This window comes from Novosphingobium sp. BL-S-34, assembly GCF_056857015.1.
Window position 1 is genome coordinate 320166 of sequence record NZ_CM166472.1, and the last position, 16308, is coordinate 336473.

18 protein-coding genes are annotated in these 16308 nt (G+C 64.9%); 11 read left to right on the forward strand and 7 right to left on the reverse strand.

The features are described from left to right. Positions 1–12 precede the first annotated feature (12 nt). The gene (locus AC1VV3_RS01470; RefSeq protein WP_431566572.1) at positions 13–1362 is read right to left on the reverse strand and encodes a peptidylprolyl isomerase; all 1350 of its coding nucleotides are present in this window, start codon (positions 1360–1362) and stop codon (positions 13–15) included. 176 nt (positions 1363–1538) lie between these two features. After that, positions 1539–3842, reverse strand: coding sequence for an LPS-assembly protein LptD (locus tag AC1VV3_RS01475; RefSeq protein WP_134092785.1), 2304 nt, complete (start codon positions 3840–3842; stop codon positions 1539–1541). 94 nt (positions 3843–3936) lie between these two features. On the opposite strand from AC1VV3_RS01475, the gene AC1VV3_RS01480 reads away from it, so the two are divergent. The 5 genes from AC1VV3_RS01480 to AC1VV3_RS01500 all read left to right on the forward strand — a co-directional run bounded on the left by AC1VV3_RS01480 (position 3937) and on the right by AC1VV3_RS01500 (position 7257). Then, on the forward strand, positions 3937–5400 hold the full coding sequence (locus AC1VV3_RS01480; RefSeq protein ID WP_132262437.1) for a leucyl aminopeptidase: 1464 nt from the start codon (positions 3937–3939) through the stop codon (positions 5398–5400). Positions 5401–5439: 39 nt separating this feature from the next. Continuing rightward, on the forward strand, positions 5440–5877 hold the full coding sequence (locus AC1VV3_RS01485) for a DNA polymerase III subunit chi (protein WP_431566573.1): 438 nt from the start codon (positions 5440–5442) through the stop codon (positions 5875–5877). A 146-nt stretch (positions 5878–6023) separates the two neighbouring features. Beyond that, on the forward strand, positions 6024–6446 hold the full coding sequence (gene ndk, locus AC1VV3_RS01490) for a nucleoside-diphosphate kinase (protein ID WP_132262441.1): 423 nt from the start codon (positions 6024–6026) through the stop codon (positions 6444–6446). 184 nt (positions 6447–6630) lie between these two features. Then, entirely contained in the window at positions 6631–6876 is a 246-nt protein-coding gene (locus AC1VV3_RS01495) for a hypothetical protein (protein WP_132262443.1), read from the forward strand. Positions 6877–6990: 114 nt separating this feature from the next. Then, positions 6991–7257, forward strand: a complete 267-nt coding sequence (locus AC1VV3_RS01500; protein ID WP_431566574.1) for an HP1242/YdcH family protein — start codon at positions 6991–6993, stop codon at positions 7255–7257. Positions 7258–7296: 39 nt separating this feature from the next. Here the strand turns inward: AC1VV3_RS01500 and purN are convergent, their stop codons facing one another. Together purN and purM are read right to left on the reverse strand one after the other, a co-directional pair. Continuing rightward, on the reverse strand, positions 7297–8199 hold the full coding sequence (gene purN, locus AC1VV3_RS01505; RefSeq protein WP_465128242.1) for a phosphoribosylglycinamide formyltransferase: 903 nt from the start codon (positions 8197–8199) through the stop codon (positions 7297–7299). A 43-nt stretch (positions 8200–8242) separates the two neighbouring features. Beyond that, positions 8243–9346: a phosphoribosylformylglycinamidine cyclo-ligase gene (gene purM / locus AC1VV3_RS01510; protein ID WP_134092790.1), complete on the reverse strand. Its 1104-nt coding sequence runs from the start codon at positions 9344–9346 to the stop codon at positions 8243–8245. Between the two features lie 215 nt (positions 9347–9561). On the opposite strand from purM, the gene AC1VV3_RS01515 reads away from it, so the two are divergent. The 4 genes from AC1VV3_RS01515 to AC1VV3_RS01530 are packed head-to-tail and all read left to right on the forward strand — an operon-like array spanning position 9562 to position 12657. Continuing rightward, entirely contained in the window at positions 9562–10893 is a 1332-nt protein-coding gene (locus AC1VV3_RS01515) for a heavy-metal-associated domain-containing protein (RefSeq protein WP_134092791.1), read from the forward strand. A 12-nt stretch (positions 10894–10905) separates the two neighbouring features. After that, positions 10906–11547: a P-loop NTPase family protein gene (locus AC1VV3_RS01520; protein ID WP_132262451.1), complete on the forward strand. Its 642-nt coding sequence runs from the start codon at positions 10906–10908 to the stop codon at positions 11545–11547. Positions 11548–11591: 44 nt separating this feature from the next. Then, positions 11592–12293: a serine O-acetyltransferase EpsC gene (gene epsC, locus AC1VV3_RS01525; protein ID WP_132262453.1), complete on the forward strand. Its 702-nt coding sequence runs from the start codon at positions 11592–11594 to the stop codon at positions 12291–12293. Positions 12294–12300: 7 nt separating this feature from the next. Next, positions 12301–12657, forward strand: coding sequence for a DUF2794 domain-containing protein (locus AC1VV3_RS01530; protein ID WP_132262455.1), 357 nt, complete (start codon positions 12301–12303; stop codon positions 12655–12657). Between the two features lie 29 nt (positions 12658–12686). On the opposite strand, the gene AC1VV3_RS01535 is transcribed toward AC1VV3_RS01530, so the two are convergent. Continuing rightward, on the reverse strand, positions 12687–13316 hold the full coding sequence (locus tag AC1VV3_RS01535) for a DUF4328 domain-containing protein (RefSeq protein WP_431566576.1): 630 nt from the start codon (positions 13314–13316) through the stop codon (positions 12687–12689). 74 nt (positions 13317–13390) lie between these two features. Further along, positions 13391–14302 (reverse strand): SDR family NAD(P)-dependent oxidoreductase, encoded by a 912-nt coding sequence (locus tag AC1VV3_RS01540; RefSeq protein ID WP_431566577.1) that lies wholly within the window; start codon positions 14300–14302, stop codon positions 13391–13393. Between the two features lie 194 nt (positions 14303–14496). Here AC1VV3_RS01540 and purS point away from each other — a divergent pair, with 194 nt between their 5' ends. After that, complete coding sequence (purS, locus tag AC1VV3_RS01545; RefSeq protein WP_132262461.1) at positions 14497–14730, forward strand: phosphoribosylformylglycinamidine synthase subunit PurS; 234 nt, start codon at positions 14497–14499, stop codon at positions 14728–14730. After that, positions 14730–15407 carry a phosphoribosylformylglycinamidine synthase subunit PurQ gene (gene purQ / locus AC1VV3_RS01550; protein ID WP_132262463.1) on the forward strand — a complete coding sequence of 226 codons (678 nt, stop codon included), beginning with the start codon at positions 14730–14732 and terminating at the stop codon, positions 15405–15407. The genes purS and purQ overlap by 1 nt, the downstream gene beginning before the upstream one ends. Before the next feature lie 66 nt (positions 15408–15473). Here purQ and AC1VV3_RS01555 read toward each other — a convergent pair whose 3' ends face one another. Then, positions 15474–16295, reverse strand: a complete 822-nt coding sequence (locus AC1VV3_RS01555; protein ID WP_132262465.1) for an enoyl-CoA hydratase/isomerase family protein — start codon at positions 16293–16295, stop codon at positions 15474–15476. Positions 16296–16308: the final 13 nt, after the last annotated feature.

Consider the following 16308-nt stretch of genomic DNA (forward strand, 5'->3'; position numbering starts at 1 on the left):
CCCCCTTGTTCGTCAGTTGTATTCGATCACCGCATCGCGGCGAAGGTCGCGCAAGTACATCTGCGCGCGCTTGTTGACGCGGTCGTCTTCCATCTGCGCCATGACCTGCTCGAAGTTCGGGCCGGATTCGACTTGCGGATCGTCGCGGCCGCAGAGCATCAGGATGCGCACGCCCTCGGCAAGCGAGCCGAAGGGCGGCAGGGTCTCGCCGGGCGACAGGGTCAGGATCGAGGACTGGATCGGGCCGGGCAGATCGCGGGCCTTCACCTGGTCGTTGGCAACGACTTGCGCGCCGATGGTGGCGGCAACCTTTTCCACATCGCCGCAGCCTTTGGCCGTCTTGATGGTTTTGGCGAAATTCTCGGCCTTGGCATTGGCCTGCGCTTCGCTGATACCCTTGGGGAATTCCAGCGAGATCTGCTTGAGCGCCAGCACGGCGTCGCGCGGATCGGCGGTGAGGACCTGGCGCTTGTCGATCAGGTAGACGATGTCGAAGCCGCCCGGAATCTCGATCGGACCGGCAAGCTGGCCCGCCTGCATGTCGCGCACCGCTTCCGAGACTTCGCCCGGAAGCTGGCCGAGGCGCACCCAGCCGAGATCGCCGCCGACCGAAGCGGTCGATGCCTGCGAGTACTGGCGGGCATAGGCCACGAAGCTGCCGCCCTGGCGCAGCTGCTGCATGATCTGGTTGGCGTTGGTTGCCACCTGCTGCTGCGATTCCGGCGTGGCGGCGAGGTAGATCTCGCCCAGACGGTATTCCTCGGTGCCCTTCGACGCCTTGAGGCGGTCGATCACTTCGTTCACTTCATCGTCGGAGACGTTGATGAACGGTTGCACATTGCGCTGAAGCAGGCGCTGCCACGAAAGTTCGCCGCGGATCTGGCGCTTCAGCGAATCCGGCGAGGAGCCGACGCGCTTGAGATAGGCGTCCATCGCCTGGGTGTTCTGATTGAAGTTCTGCGAAGCGACGCGGGCGTAGGACTGGTCTACCTCGGCATCGTCCACCGAGACTTCGACAGCCTTGGCTTCCTGGATCTGGAGCGTTTCGTCGATCAGGTTGCGCAGCACCTGAAGGCGCAGGCGCTTCTGTTCTTCCTCGCTGATCTTGCCCTGGTTGGCGGCAAGGATCAGGGCGAGGCGCTGGTCGACGTCGGTACCGGTGATGACCGAGCCGTTTACCACCGCCGTCGCGCGGCGCAGGTTGGGATTGTCGTTACCGAAGATCTTCACGTCGTCAGGAATGACGATCTCGCCCTGGGGGGCGGACTGGGCGAAAGCAGCGTGGGCCGAAAGCGTCGCCGCCACGGCGCCGCAGGCAAGAGCCGCGCGCTTGATGAACTTGTTGCGTTGGATTGCTTTCACCTTGACCTGTATCCCGTATTCGACCCGTCCGGCCGATGCCGCTCGATGGAGAATTCGCCGAGGGAGCTTCCCGGCCCTATGTCGGCACGCGGCTTAACCGAAACTGAGCACGTCCGATAGCCGCTTTGGTCCGCGGTGCCAACGCCCGCGCCTGTGCTCCTCAGCCATGACCGATTTTACCAGGCGCCGATGTTCTTGAGCGCGAAGCCCAGCTGGAATGAGTTGCCCTTCCGCGCATCGCCGAAGGTCACGTAGTCCCGCCGCCAGGTGAACGAAATCTGGAGGCAGTCGTCTTCGTAGGCCATGCCCAGGCGCGAGCGCAGGGGCTGGAACCCGTCCGAACCGTAGATAGGATCCTCGTTCTGGTCGGTCAGGTTGACCGAAGCCGACCCGAACACGGACCAGTAATTGGCAAAGGCCACGCGTCCGGCCGCGCGCACTTCCTCGCGATCCTTCAAATCCTCGATGTCCATCGAGATGTCGCGGTTCAGCTTGGTATAGCCGAGTTCGAGGTAGGTCTGGTTGTTGCCCAGAGAGATGTCGAACTCGTTGCGGCGTACCGCTAGCGTGTCCTTGTCGACACGGTAGCGGTGGATGATGTTGAAGAAATTGCGATAGCGCACTTCGGTGCGGCCGACGATGTCCGAGGTCTTGCTGGCAAGGCCGGTGCCGTCGGGCAGGATCGAGGGCTTGTTGCTGAGGCGGATCGACTGGCCGATCGTGGACTTGATGCGCCAGCGCGGGCGCTCGAACATCCAGTCGAAACCGTAGGTGAAGCGCACGCCGTCCTCGAACCGATCGTAGCCGGGGAAGCGATTGAGCGCGAAGAGGTTGGAATCTTCCAGTTCGATCGCCCGCGAATCCTCGTTCGGGATCGCGAGGTTCTTGATCCTGGGCGTGGCGACGAGCTGGACGCGGGGGGTCAGCACCTGGCTGCCGCCGAAGACCTGCCCGACCAGCGGCCATTTCACGTCGACCGCCGCCAGCGCGATGCCGCGGCCTTCCCAACCCGATTGGCCGCGGTAGAGCGCGGTGGTGGACAGTTCGTTTTCGTCCGAGTGGTAGACGTCGCCGCGCACGAGCCCGGTCAAGGTCACTTCCTGGCCCATGCCCGTCAGCTTGCGCAGCGACCACTGGGTGCTGGCGAAGGCGCGCTGGGTGTCCTGTCCGTCGACGCGGGTGATCCCCAGGGTGTTGACCTGGGTTTCGATCTTGCCGCCCAGCAGCGATTCGTCGAAGCGATGGCGATAGTCGAGCACCGGGAAGGCGACCGGGATCTGCCCCTGGTCGCGGCTAGACTGCAGGGTCTGCGTCGCATAGCCCGAGAACGAGAAGTAGCTGTCCTGGTCGATCCGCTCGACCTCGATCGAGGAGCGCAGGCGGTCGTCGCGCGAGATGTCGTAGCGGCGCACAAATGTGCGGTCGGTGGCGCGGCGGATCGAGGCGGTGATGCTCCAGTTCTCGTCGAGCTGGAACTTACCGTTGGCAAAGATATAGCCGCGGAAGGCGCGTTCGCGGTTGGGATCCGGATTGCTGCTGTTGATCGGAATGCGATTGCTGGAAGTCGCATAGCCGGTGATCTGGTAGGCGCCGATGTCGGTCAGCGCGCGGTACTGGAACGAGGCCATCGGCGCCGCCTTGGTATAGGCGTGGAGCGAGCCGGTGAGATCGCGGTTTTCCGCAAGTTTCCAGTAATAGGACTGCGCGACTTCGATGCCGTTCGACGGGCTCGACCGCAAGTCGGGCACCAGGAAGCCCGAGACGGCGCCGCCGTTGGTGCTGACAGAAAGGCCCAGCAGCGGAAGCTGGACGAGGCCGAACAGTTCGAGCCGGGCATCGCTGAAGCGGACGCGATTCTGGGTCTCGCTATAGACCACCGTCTTGGCGACCACGCGCCATGTCGGTTTCTTGGGGCAGCCTTCGTCGTTCTCGACGGCGCAGCCGGTATAGGCCGCATGCTGGAGGACGACGTCGCCGTTGGCAATGCGCTCGCCCTTGCTGGCGGCGAGGCGGCCACCCTGGCGCATGACCAGCAGCAGGTTCTCCATCATGCCGGTCTTGAGCTCGTCGGTCAGCTCGACGCTTTCGGTATAGAGCTGGTTGCCGTCCTGATCGACCATGCGGACGTTGCCGTTGCCGATGATCTGGCCGGTCTTGCGGTTCCAGGTGACTTTGTCGGCGCGAACGGACTGCCGGTCCTTGCGCAGCACGACATTGCCTGTCGCCGTCACGAATTCGTCGTTCTGGTCGTATTCGACGGTGTCCGCCTCGAAGGCGATCGGCACGTTGTCGTCCGTCGACGCCGGGGGCGCGGCAGGGGCGCCTTCGATCGGCCCGGTGTCGACGGGGCGCGAAACGTCCTGCGCCCAGGCGAGCGAAGGCAGGCCGAAGGCGGCGATTCCGAGGGCCATGACGCTCAGCGAAACGGGTCGCAAGCGGCGAATGGGGGCTTGCAGCAGGGTCGGCACGGCAGGGAGCATCACTTGCCTATCGCACCGCCTGTGCCTAACTGCAATCCGCTGTTGCGGCGAAGCGCACAACATCGGCGCTCGCCCACGTGATTCAGGAGATCCCATGAATATCCAGTTCCTTGACGCTGCTGCAGCCGCCCCGGCGCGTCTCGTCGCCCGCTTCGTGAATCAGGATTCGATTCCCGCCGACATCGAGCAGGTCCTTGCCGAAGGCGCCAAGGCATCGCGTTTCGCCGGCAAGGCCGGACAGGTGTTCGAAGGCTTCGTAGAGCGTGACGGCAAAGTCGTGCGCGCGGTGCTGGCCGGTATCGGCGCGGCCGATGCGAAAGACCGCAAGGGCGCCGTGGAGCGCGCCGGTGCGGCTGTCGTCGGCAAGTACCTGACCTCGGGCGAGACGGCGCTGACCCTGGACCTGACCGGCGCGGGCCTTTCGGCCGAAGAAGCTGCCGGTGCGCTGCTTGGCGCGGTGCTGCGCGGATGGCGTCTCGACACCTACCGCACCAAGCTGGCCGACGATGCCAAGCCCAGCCTCGTGGACATCGCCGTGATCGGTGCGCCGGAAGGCACCGAGGCGGTCTGGGCGGTCGAGCAGGCGATCGTCGCCGGCGTGTCGTTCACCCGCGAACTGGTGACCGAGCCCGCCAACGTGATCTATCCCGAATCCTTCGTCGCGCGCTGCGAGGCGAAGTATGCAGGCAGCGGCCTCAAGGTCCGCGTGCTCGACGAGAAGGAAATGGCCGACCTCGGCATGGGTTCGCTGCTCGGCGTGGCCCAGGGCTCGGTGCGTCCCGCGCGCCTGCTCGTGCTGGAGTGGCTGGGCGGAACCGCGGGTGAAGCACCCGTGGCTTTCGTCGGCAAGGGCGTGACGTTCGACACCGGCGGCATCTCGATCAAGCCGGCAGCCGGCATGGAAGACATGAAGTGGGACATGGGCGGCGCCGGTGCGGTGGCCGGCACCATGCTCGCGCTCGCGCTGCGCAAGGCCAAGGCCAATGTGGTCGGCGTCTGCGGCCTTGTGGAAAACATGCCCGACGGCAATGCCCAGCGCCCCGGTGACGTCGTCACCTCGCTCTCGGGCCAGACCATCGAAGTGATCAACACCGACGCCGAGGGCCGCCTGGTTCTCTGCGATGCGCTCACCTGGGTGCAGCGCGAATACAAGCCGGCCAAGGTCGTCGATCTCGCCACGCTGACCGGCGCCATCATCCTGTCGCTGGCGCATGAATATGCGGGCCTGTTCTCGAACAACGACGAACTCGCCGGCCAGCTCAACGCAGCGGGCGACGCTTCGGGTGACCGCCTGTGGCGCATGCCGATGGGCCCGAACTACGACAAGATGATCGACAGCCCGATCGCCGACATCAAGAACGTCGGCCCGCGCTTCGGCGGCTCGATCACGGCGGCGCAGTTCCTGCTGCGCTTCATCGAGAACGACACCCCCTGGGCCCACCTCGACATTGCCGGCACCGTCTGGACCGACAAGCCGGGCGCGACCTGGGACAAGGGCGCTTCGGGCTTCGGCGTACGCCTGCTCGACCGTTTCGTTCGCGACACCCTCGAAGCGTAAGGCAAAGGCGAAGCGTAAGGCAAAGGCGGGGACACGGCGATGCGCGTGGATTTCTACCAGCTCAGTCGTGACCCCGCCGAAAGCGCGCTTGCGCTGATCGCCGGCAAGGTGGCGGGGAATGGCGAGCGTCTGCTCGTCGTCTCCGCCGACCTCGGCCAGCGCCAGCGGATCTGCCAGGCGCTCTGGTCGGCCGGGCCGGAGAGTTTCCTGGCCAGTGGCTTCGCGGGCGACGGCAGCGAGGATCGGCAGCCGATCCTCATTTCCGACGCGCCCGAACCGGCCAACGGCGCCAGGTTCATGGCCATTGCCGATGGCCAGTGGCGGGAAGGGGAAGAGGCTTTCGAGCGTACCTTCTTCCTGTTCGACGAATCGACGCTCCAGCACGCGCGCGACACCTGGCGCGCACTGCGCGGCAGAGAAGGCGTCGAGCATCATTACTGGAAGCAGGACGGCGGCCGCTGGGTCCAGGCGGGGTGATCCCGAGCCGATAGGCTCTCGCGCCGAAGTTGATCCGGAACGACCGTAAGTTAATCGCCTGCGCCTTGCGATGAAGCCGGTTCCCGGCTAGTGGCGCGCGCAAGAACCATAACCCTTTTCGCCCTACAGTTTGCAAGGAACATCCCATGGCGGTTACCCGCACCTTTTCGATCATCAAGCCCGACGCCACTCGCCGCAACCTGACCGGCGGCGTGACCAAGATGCTCGAGGAAGCCGGCCTGCGCGTCGTCGCCTCCAAGCGCATCCAGATGACGCAGGAACAGGCTGAAGGCTTCTACGCCGTTCACAAGGAACGTCCCTTCTTCAACGACCTCGTCTCGTTCATGATCTCGGGTCCCGTGGTCGTGCAGGCGCTCGAAGGCGAAGACGCCGTGAAGCGCAACCGCGACGTGATGGGCGCCACCAACCCGGCCGACGCTGCCGAGGGCACCATCCGCAAGACCTTCGCCGAATCGATCGAAGCCAATTCGGTCCACGGTTCGGACTCGGACGAGAACGCCGCGATCGAGATCGCCTATTTCTTCAAGCCGGAAGAACTCGTCGGCTGAAGCACGCGCTTCGATTGACATTGAAAAGGCCGCCCCCAAAGGGCGGCCTTTTTGTTTCGGGCTTGCCGAACCGCCCAAAACCAACGTCCCCGGTCGCAATCGTACCAGCGGCGGAGGTTTGTGCTTTTCGATTTGGCCTATTCCGCTTCTGCGCTAGATTGCCGCCCGGAAGAGGAGAGCAGACATGCAGGGCATGGGCGATACGGGCGAAGTCTGTCCGTTCGAGTTCAATTTCGACGAGAAGACCTTCAAGGTGGGCGACACCGTGAGCTACCGCGTGGGCGGCAGTCTCGAAGGGTTTCCTTTCGTCGGCACGCTGATCGAAGTCCATGACGATTATGTTCTGATCGCGGGGGATCCTCAGGAACCCGAGAAGCGTTACCGGGGCACGCGCGAAAGCCGGCCGCAAGTCGACTATTCCGAAATCTGATGAACCCGAATTCCGAGGGGCCGCCGCTGCCTTGATCTGGCGCAAGGCGGGTTCGGACGAGAGAGACTAGCTCAGGAACACGCCTTCATTCGTTTCGAATCAAGAGGAGAGCCGATGTCACAGGTCCATGGTCACAAGCCCCACGATCTTGCCTCCGAGTTTCCGGACGATCTCGAGATCCTGCGCCATCTCAAGGCGACGCGCGGGCACTTTGCTGTGCTTGCCGACCGCTATGACGAAGTGAACGGCGCGATCCAGCGCGTCGAATCGGAGATCGAGGCCGCGTCGGACATGCGGCTGGAGGAACTCAAGAAGGAGCGCCTCTGTCTGCTCGACCAGCTTGGCCGGATGATCCGCGATGCAGGGGCGGTGGGCGCCTGAGTTCAGGTCGCAGCGGCTCCTGCCGGAGCCTTCGAAGGATCAGAACTGGTCGGCCGCGTCGATCAGGGCGGTTAGCTTCTTCGGTGCGATCGCCCGCCAGGAACGCGCCAGCCATCCGCCGATGGCATCCCAGTCGTTCTGGCCAAGGTCCAGGCGGATGCCGATCCAGCCGTCGCCGAAATAGGCCGGGCGGAAATAGCGGTCTTCATCCCCCTCGATCAGCATCGCCTGTTCGTCGGGACCGCTGATCTTCACCAGCAGCGCCGTGCGCCCGTCGGCGTGGTGATTCGACGTGAAGTAAGCGAACTTCTTGCCCTTGATCACGCCGAAGCAGGGCATGCCATGGCTCTGGATCTCATCGGCTTCGGGCAGGGCCATAGCGCGTTCGCGAATGCGTTCGAGCAGCCATTCCGGGCTCGATTCGCGCACGACCAGAGCGGCCAGGCAACGCGAGTAGAGTTGGTGTTCCGCGATCAGCACACGGGAGGCGAGCGCCTCTGCCGTGTCGCCCGGAACGATCGCGACCGGGATCTGGCCCAGGATCGGGCCTTCGTCCAGCTCGGGAATGACCAGGTGGACGCTGACTCCGCCATGGCTGTCCCCCGCCTCGATGGCGCGCTGGTGGGTGTGGAGGCCGGTGTATTTCGGCAGGAGCGACGGGTGGATATTGACCATCCGGCCGCTCCACCGGCCCACGAATCCCTCGGTGAGGATCCGCATGTAGCCCGCGAGTGCGACCCATTGGGCGCCGGATTCGCGGATCGCCGCGTCCATCGCTGCGTCATGCTCGTCGCGGCCGAGACCCTTGTGGCTCAGCGCGAAAGTGGCGACGCCCTCGGCCGCTGCCAGGGCGAGGCCGCCCGCATCCGGCCTGTTGCTGGCGACGAGGACGATCTCGTAGGGACAGTCCTCGGCGCGGCTGGCATAGAGCAGGGCGGCCATATTGGTGCCGCTGCCCGATATCAGGACGGCGACCTTTGCCTTCTCAGGCAAGATGGACGGCCTCCCAGTCCTCGCGCGCGGACCAGACTTCGGCGGCGCCCTGCACGGTGCAGCCCTTGTCGCCTTCCTCGATGATGCCGATGACGAAAACGGTTTCGCCGGCGGCTTCCAGCTCGGTCTTGAGCGCGGCGGCTTCTTCGGCCGGCACGGCCAGAACCATGCCGATGCCGCAGTTGAAGGTGCGAGCCATTTCTGCCGGCTCGATATGGCCCTGGGCCTGGAGGAAGGCCATCAGGCGCGGCTGTTCCCAGGCACCGGCATCGATGCGGGCGTGGAGACCCTTGGGCAGGACGCGCGGGATGTTCTCAAGCAGGCCGCCGCCGGTGATGTGGGCAAGGGCGTTGATGCGGCCCGAGCGAATGAAGGGCAGCAGGCTCTTAACGTAGATGCGCGTAGGCGCGATCAGCGCGTCGATCAGCAGCGTGTCCGAATCGAACAGCGCCGGACGGTCGAGCTTCCAGCCCTTGTCCTCGGCCAGGCGGCGGACCAGCGAGTAACCGTTCGAGTGCACGCCCGACGAAGCCAGGCCCAGCAGCACGTCGCCATCGGCTACCTTGTCTCCGGTCAGCTGCTCGCCGCGCTCCACGGCGCCGACGCAGAAGCCGGCAAGATCGTAGTCGCCGGCGGCATACATGCCCGGCATTTCCGCGGTCTCGCCGCCGATCAGGGCGCAGCCGGAGATGCGGCAACCGTCGGCAATACCGGCCACGACACGCTCGGCGACGCCGTTCTCCAGCTTTCCGGTGGCGAAGTAATCGAGGAAGAACAGGGGCTCCGCGCCCTGGACGATAAGGTCGTTCACGCACATGGCGACAAGGTCGATACCGATGTGGTCATGGCGATCATGATCGATGGCGAGCTTGACCTTGGTGCCCACGCCGTCGTTGGCGGCGACCAGCAGCGGGTCCTTGTAGCCGGCCGCGCGCGGATCGAAGAAACCGCCGAAGCCTCCCAGCTCCGCATCGGCGCCGGGGCGCGCGGTGGATTTCGCGAGCGGGGCGATGGCCTTCACCAGCGCGTTGCCGGCGGCGATGGAGACGCCGGCCTGCTCGTAGGAATAGCTCTTCGGGGTGTTATCGTCGGACATTGCGCGCGCATAGTGCGCAAACGCCTTGCTGTCACGCCCGAGGCGCGAATCCGGGCAACAAATCGGGCGGAAACTTTGTCTCCCGCATTCTTTGACGGCCTTTGTCGGCAGGCTTCCGCCAATTTGCGCATCGCTCGGCAATACAACTGTGCGAGCCTTCGGATTACGACTTGGTTTTCCGGATCGGTTTGGGCAAAAGGCCCATCGGTTTGATGATGGCGATAGCGTTTTCCCATAATATCCGGCGCGTGGCCGGCAAGGGCCTCACCTGGGGCCTGGCCTTGACCCGTTCGCGCGGCTCCGGCGACGGTTCGGTGCGCCGTATGGCCCTCATGGCCGGCGGTGCCGCGATTCTCGCTGCGGGAGCGGTGGGCGGCTATCGACTCGTGGCGCAAGTGGAGGGCGATCGCGGCATCGCTCCGCTCGCCAACTCCGAAGACATCCAGGTCAACGGCATCAAGGTCGACGTTACCGCCAAGACCGGTGCGGATGCGCGCCTGGAAGGCTGGAAGCAGGCCGAGAAGGAAGCCTGGAAGAAGCTCGGCGGACCGGACATGCCGGTCGAATCGATCGACGCCATGGTTTCCTCGGTCGTCATCGGCCAGGAACAGGTCGGCCCGCGGCGCTACATCGCGACGCTGGGCGTCATCTTCAGCAAGGCGCGCGCAGGACAATATGTCGGCGCCGGCGGGGCGACGATCCGTTCGGCGCCGATGCTGGTGCTTCCCGTGCTCTATTCGGGCGGCGTGCAGCAGGTATTCGAGGTGCGCGGCCCCTGGCAGCGTGCCTGGGCCGAATTCCAGGCTTCGCAGAGCCCCATCGATTATGTCCGCCCGGTGGGCGCGGGCGGAGAATCGCTGATCCTCACGGCCGGGCAGGCATCGCGCCGCAGCCGTCTGTGGTGGCGCAATGTTCTCAACCAGTTCGACGCTGCCGATGTGCTGGTGCCCTATGCCCGGCTCGAACGGCAATGGCCCGGTGGTCCGATCCACGGCACCTTCACGGCGCGCTACGGCCCCGACAATACGTTCCTCGGCACGTTCGAACTCGATGCTGCCAGCGAGCAGGAACTGCCGGCCATGCTGGACAAGGCGGTCCAGCGTATGGATGGCCTCTATCGCGATGCGCTTTCCGGGGGTGAATTGCGGCCCGATGCCACGCTGACGACCAGCGGGCAGGTGCTTGACCGCGCCTTCGCCGAACTGCGGCAGAAGCTGATGCCCAAGGGCGGAGACGCTTTCGCGCCGCTGCCTCTTCCCTCGCAGACGGAGGCGCCCGCCGCGGTGCCGTCGCTGGTGCCCACGGCCCCGGTCGAGACCGTTTCGGTACAGTTCGCCTCGCCTGACGCGGCGGCTGTCGATGCGGCGCTCGCGGCGGTTCGGGGTGTGCCGGGTGTGCGCGGCGCAGCCACGGTCAGCCTGGCCGTCGGCGGCACTTCAGTGATGCGCGTGACCGTCGAAGGCGGCGGCGAGCGGCTCGCTTCGGCTCTGCGCGGGCAGGGCTGGAAGGTGACGAGCGGCGGCGGCGCGCTGAGGATCACGCGCTAGGTCCTCCCGGTGATGAAGCAGATCGCACTTCCGCTGTCGGCCGCGAGCGACAGCCCGCCGCGCATTGTCGTCGGCAATGCCAACGCACAGGCGATCGATGCGCTGTTGGAGCCGGGCACCTGGCCGTTTCACAGCGCCATCCTGTCCGGCCCCCCGCGTTCGGGCAAATCGCTGCTGGCGCGCTGGTTCGTCGAATCGGGCCATGGCGATGCCCTCGACGACGCCGACCGCCTGGATGAGGACATCGTCTTTCACAGCTGGAATCGCGCCCAGGAACGCGCGCGGCCGCTGCTGATCATTTCCAGTCGGCGGCGCGGGTCGGGCGAGGATCGCTGGCAGGTGACTTTGCCGGACCTCGGATCGCGGCTCGGCGCGGCGCTTGAACTGGAAATTGGAGCGCCCGATGCGGAAATGCTGGGCGAATTGATCGACGTCCATGCCCAGATGCGCGGGCTGTCTCTGGATCCTTCTGCAACCGACTATCTTGTACCGCGTTGCGAACGTAGCCATGTGGGCGTCGAAAAACTGGTCGCCGCCATCGACCGTCTCAGTCTGGAGCGCAAGCAGCCGCCGACCCTGGCGATCTGGCGTGAAGCGCTTTCCGAGTTGAAGTGGACGATGGACCTCAACGGCGACGAGCCGAAAGCCTCATGACCTCATGGCTTGCTTTGCGGGCCGATTGATGGGAGATTCGCGCGATGCTGGGTAATCTGGTCCGCTATCTGGACTCTGTGGTCGCGCGTGATCCCGCGCCGCGATCGCGTTGGGAAGTCCTGCTCTATCCGGGCGTATGGGCGCTGTTCTTCCACAAGATCGCGCACCGTCTGTTCCGGGCGGACCTGTTTTTCCTGGCCCGCGTGGTGAACCACATATCGCGGTTCCTGACCGCCATCGACATTCACCCCGGTGCCACGATCGGCCGTAACTTTTTCATCGATCACGGTTTCACCGTGATCGGGGAAACCGCCATCATCGGCGACAATGTGACGATCTACCAGTGCGTGACGCTCGGCGGCTCGAACCCGACCAACGGCAAGGGCGGCAAGCGGCATCCGACCTTGCTGGACAATGTGATCGTCGGCTCCGGCGCACAGATCATCGGTCCGGTCACGGTGGGCAAGCGTGCCCGCGTGGGTGCCAGCGCTGTCGTTACCGAAGACGTGCCGGAAGGTGCGACCATGATCGGCGTCAAGGCACGCTCCACGCTCGTCAAGGCGGAGACTTACGCCAAGGAATTCATGCCTTACGGCACGCCCTGCAAGGAGCCGTGCGAGCCGGTGGGCAGCCAGCGAGTGGACGAACTGGAAGAGCAGGTCGCGGCGCTCCGGGCGCAAGTGGACACGCTGCTGCACCGCCTCGAAGAGGAAAAGCAAGTCGAACCGGCCGTGAAGGGTGTCTGACGGGCGGATGTCTTCCATTACCGGGACCGGAAGCGTCGTCGCTTTTCCGGGACGCATCCCGCTTCAGGTGGGGTTCGACCGACTGGAGCTGCAACGTATCCTCGATCTTTACGGCCGCATGGTCGCCGCCGGGATCTGGCGCGACTACGCCATGGATTTCGGCAAGGAAGCGGCGAATTTTTCAGCCTTCCGCCGCGCTGCGGAAAGGCCTCAGGCCCGGGTCGAAAAGCGGCCGTCCCTGCGCAGCAAGCAGGGCATGTGGACGCTGTTCGGAGAAGCCGGCCAGGTGCTCAAGCGCGGTCATGAACTGGCCGGCATTCTCAGCCCGCTGGAGCGCAAGCTGCTCAAGATCGTGGAAGACTGAGCCTTCGAACGATCTTGCGCTGCTGAGGGTCAGGCGAAGGCGTGATGCACGCTCATCTCGGAAGCCTGTGCTTTCGTGATGGCATTGGCGATCAGCAGCAGCGTGGCCCCGGCCACGAGATGGAACCCATAGCCTGTCAGATCGAGTACGGTGATGGGGCTGGTGATGTCGCCGATGGTGGTGCTGCCGTTGGCGATCAGATTCCCCAGGACCCAGCAGGACCACCAGGCGATCAGCATCCGCTCGGTCCTGGCAGGCTGGTTTTCGTTCGCGAGATGGCTGGCGTTCCACAGTTCGCGCATGGCCTGGAACGGCTTGAACCAGAACGCGAAGGGAATGAAGTACCAGCCCACCGCCATGTTCGGCTTGAACTCCAGCCCTTCGATCCCGGCGGCGAAGAGGTTGGCATGGGCGCGGTGGACCCAGAGGCAGACAGCGATCACACTGGCGACGAAGCACAGCGCATAGGCCAGTCCGGAGAAGCCGGCTGCCAGAACGAGCGGATGGTCTCCCTCCTGGTCAAGACCTCGGCCGATGACGGATCCCCACAGGATGAGGGTCGCCGCGGTGCAGGCCAGATAAGCACCGATGACGAAGCGCAGGCCGGTTTCCCGTCTCCGCAGCGAGATCAGTCCTCTTTCAAGCTCGTCTTCCTGCATGGCTTCGTCCCCCCGAATATCCAGAGGGGTGGCCGTACAAGAGGCAGTCCCGCGGTCAACCGACTTTCGCGGATTTAATTCTGCGATTTCAGAAGCATCGACAAGGCATGATGAGCCTGATCCATTCCCGTTTCGAGGATTCGGTCTCCGCGCCGGTCGGCTATGCGGGGCCAGGCCTGGGCGAACGACTCCACGGTCAGCTGTTCCGATGGCAGCAGAACGCCGTCGTTCATGGTCACGAAGGCGCTCTGGCACACGCCGCCGCCGGCGCCAACGATGGCATCGTTGGGTGCGTCCCTGGAAACGAGGAACAGCGCGGCCGGGACGACGGCTTCCGGCCGGAACGCGTGATAGGCTTCATCGGGGAAGATATCGGCCGTCATGCGCGTGCCGGCAGTGGGTGCCAGCGAATTGACCCGGATGTCGTATTTCGCGCCTTCCATCCGCAAGGTCCGCGCCAGGCCGAGCACGCCGAGTTTGGCGGCGCCGTAATTCGCCTGGCCGAAATTGCCGCCGAGGCCGCTGGAGCTGGTGGTCATCAACACGCGGCCGTAGTTCTGCTCCCGCATGATCTCCCACACGGCTTTCGTGGCAAAGGCGCTGCCGAGCAGGTTGACCCGCACCACGCGTTCGAAGTCGGCCATGTCCATCTTCGCAAAAGTGCGGTCTCGCAGGATGCCGGCGTTGTTGATGAGGATATGGATGCCGCCCCAGTTTTCGCGGGTACGAGCGGCCAGGGCCTCCATCTGGGCGAAGTCGGAAACGTCGCCGCCATCGGCCATGGCCTCTCCGCCCAGAGCTTTGATCTCATCGACCACGGCAAGGGCGGCCTCGGAATGGCCCGCGCCGCCGCGATCGGTGCCGAGATCGTTCACGACCACTCTCGCGCCGCGCCGCGCTAGTTCCAGTGCATAAGCGCGACCAAGCCCGTGACCGGCACCGGTGACCACGGCGACCTGGCCGGCGAAAGAGATGAATTCCTGCATGGAGAAAGAAATGGCAGGTTGCGCGAGGCGCATCAATCGCGACTTTCGTGGCCAAGTGCATGATGGCCAAATGCATGGTGGAAGGCGTCTCGGCGCCGCATTCGCGGGGACGACTCTCAAACCTTGCCCCGGCGCGTGTCCGGGGCCATAGGCGCTGTGAAACGAATCTGCGCCGATAAGCGAAAGGCCCTGCGATGAAAGTCCGCGTCCACGTCAGCCTCAAGCCTGGTGTCCTCGACCCGCAGGGCCGGGCGATCCACCACTCGCTCGAAGGCCTGGGCTTCTCCGGCGTCAATGACGTGCGTGCCGGCCGTCTCTTCGAGCTGGACGTTGCAGACACGGTCAGCGACGAAGCCATCGACGACATGTGCAAGAAGCTCCTCGCCAACATGGTGATCGAGAACTACCGCATCGAGAAGGTCGCCTGATGGCATTCCGCTCCGCTGTCGTCACGTTCCCGGGCTCCAACTGCGACCGCGACCTGGCGGTGGCGTTGGAGAAGATTTCGGGGACCGAATGCATCCGCGTCTGGCACGGCGATGCCGAACTGCCGGAAAACCTCGATTTCATCGGCCTGCCCGGCGGTTTTTCCTACGGCGACTACTTGCGCTGCGGCGCGATCGCGTCGCGTTCGCCGGTGATGCAGGCCGTCGTCGCGGCTGCCAATCGCGGCGTGCCGGTGTTCGGCGTCTGCAACGGCTTCCAGGTGTTGACCGAAAGCGGTCTTCTGCCGGGCGCCCTGCTGCGCAATTCGGGCATTCGCTTCGTCTGCCGCGAAGTCTCGCTCAAGGTCGAGAACGCCCAGTCGCTGTTCACTTCGGGATACGAAGCGGGTCAGCACATTCGCGTGCCGGTGGCGCATCACGACGGCAACTACCATGCCGACGAGGAAACGCTGGACCGCCTTGAAGGCGAGGGCCGCGTGGCCTTCCGCTACGCCGAAGACGTCAACGGTTCGGCGCGCCAGATCGCCGGCGTGCTCAATGCGGCCGGCAACGTGCTGGGCATGATGCCGCACCCCGAGCGCGCGATCGAAAGCATCCACGGCGGCACCGACGGCCGCGCGCTGTTCGAAAGCGCCATTCGCGGGATGGTCGGGGCCTGAGGCTTCCGGATCGATGGGCCATGGTTCGCCATGGCCCAAGGTCCCCGCTGATAGGCTCGCTGGGCGTCAGGCTTTCGCTTTGCCGCCGACGCCCTTCAGATATTCTTCCATGCCCCGGATGTAATCGGGGTTGAGCATCAGCGCGCTGTTGGCCATGCGCTCGATGTGGCGCGCGCTGTCGCGGCCGACTTCGGCGCTGAGTTCGATGGCGACCTTGGCGGCGCCCATTTGCTCGGGGTTCTGCCTGGCCAGGTGGCGGCAGAATTCCATGACATCCGCCTCGAACGTCTCGTCTTCATAGACCTGATGGACCAGCCCCATGGTGAGAGCCATGTCGGCGGGTGCGGGCTTGTTCGCCATGATCAGCCAGCGCGCCCAGTGCGGGCCGCAGATGCGGGTGAGGCGCGAGACACCCCCCGAGGCCGGAAGTACGCCGAACAGGCCTTCCGGGAAGGCATAGGCTGCACTCTTCGCGGCAAGGCGGAAATCGCACGAGAGGCTCATCTCCAGCCCGCCACCGACGCACATCGCGTGATGTGCGACGACGAAGGGCTTCTCGATATGCTCGATCTCATCCCAGAGCTGCTGCATGTTGTTGAGATTGAGCCGGTGGTTCTCGCGAATACCGCGCGCGCTGCCGCCGGTGGAGACGGGCGAGACGATGTTCTGATTGCCGCCGCGCAAGTCCGCGCCGGAGCTGAAATAGCGCCCGGCCGAGCGGATGAGCATGACTTTCAGCTCGGGCGTTTCGCGAAAGCGCAGCACGGCCTCGGTCAGGAGGTCCATCATCTGCCGGCTGATGGCGTTGAGCTTATCGGGCCGGTTGAGCGTGGCGATCAGGATGCCGTCCACGTCTTCGGTGAGCAGGTGCGGTGCTTCGTCGGTCATGGTTTCCACCTCC

What these genes read in the sequence shown, in the direction of transcription:
- AC1VV3_RS01500 (WP_431566574.1), top strand. Translation starts at nt 6,991, where the DNA reads ATGTCACAGGTCCATGGTCACAAGCCCCACGATCTTGCCTCCGAGTTT.
- epsC (WP_132262453.1), top strand. Translation starts at nt 11,592, where the DNA reads ATGCTGGGTAATCTGGTCCGCTATCTGGACTCTGTGGTCGCGCGTGAT.
- AC1VV3_RS01535 (WP_431566576.1), bottom strand. Translation starts at nt 13,316, where the DNA reads ATGCAGGAAGACGAGCTTGAAAGAGGACTGATCTCGCTGCGGAGACGG.
- purN (WP_465128242.1), bottom strand. Translation starts at nt 8,199, where the DNA reads ATGGCCGCCCTGCTCTATGCCAGCCGCGCCGAGGACTGTCCCTACGAG.
- AC1VV3_RS01540 (WP_431566577.1), bottom strand. Translation starts at nt 14,302, where the DNA reads ATGCAGGAATTCATCTCTTTCGCCGGCCAGGTCGCCGTGGTCACCGGT.
- AC1VV3_RS01520 (WP_132262451.1), top strand. Translation starts at nt 10,906, where the DNA reads ATGAAGCAGATCGCACTTCCGCTGTCGGCCGCGAGCGACAGCCCGCCG.
- AC1VV3_RS01530 (WP_132262455.1), top strand. Translation starts at nt 12,301, where the DNA reads ATGTCTTCCATTACCGGGACCGGAAGCGTCGTCGCTTTTCCGGGACGC.
- AC1VV3_RS01480 (WP_132262437.1), top strand. Translation starts at nt 3,937, where the DNA reads ATGAATATCCAGTTCCTTGACGCTGCTGCAGCCGCCCCGGCGCGTCTC.
- AC1VV3_RS01475 (WP_134092785.1), bottom strand. Translation starts at nt 3,842, where the DNA reads ATGCTCCCTGCCGTGCCGACCCTGCTGCAAGCCCCCATTCGCCGCTTG.
- AC1VV3_RS01485 (WP_431566573.1), top strand. Translation starts at nt 5,440, where the DNA reads ATGCGCGTGGATTTCTACCAGCTCAGTCGTGACCCCGCCGAAAGCGCG.
- purM (WP_134092790.1), bottom strand. Translation starts at nt 9,346, where the DNA reads ATGTCCGACGATAACACCCCGAAGAGCTATTCCTACGAGCAGGCCGGC.
- AC1VV3_RS01495 (WP_132262443.1), top strand. Translation starts at nt 6,631, where the DNA reads ATGCAGGGCATGGGCGATACGGGCGAAGTCTGTCCGTTCGAGTTCAAT.
- AC1VV3_RS01555 (WP_132262465.1), bottom strand. Translation starts at nt 16,295, where the DNA reads ATGACCGACGAAGCACCGCACCTGCTCACCGAAGACGTGGACGGCATC.
- ndk (WP_132262441.1), top strand. Translation starts at nt 6,024, where the DNA reads ATGGCGGTTACCCGCACCTTTTCGATCATCAAGCCCGACGCCACTCGC.
- AC1VV3_RS01515 (WP_134092791.1), top strand. Translation starts at nt 9,562, where the DNA reads ATGGCGATAGCGTTTTCCCATAATATCCGGCGCGTGGCCGGCAAGGGC.
- purS (WP_132262461.1), top strand. Translation starts at nt 14,497, where the DNA reads ATGAAAGTCCGCGTCCACGTCAGCCTCAAGCCTGGTGTCCTCGACCCG.
- purQ (WP_132262463.1), top strand. Translation starts at nt 14,730, where the DNA reads ATGGCATTCCGCTCCGCTGTCGTCACGTTCCCGGGCTCCAACTGCGAC.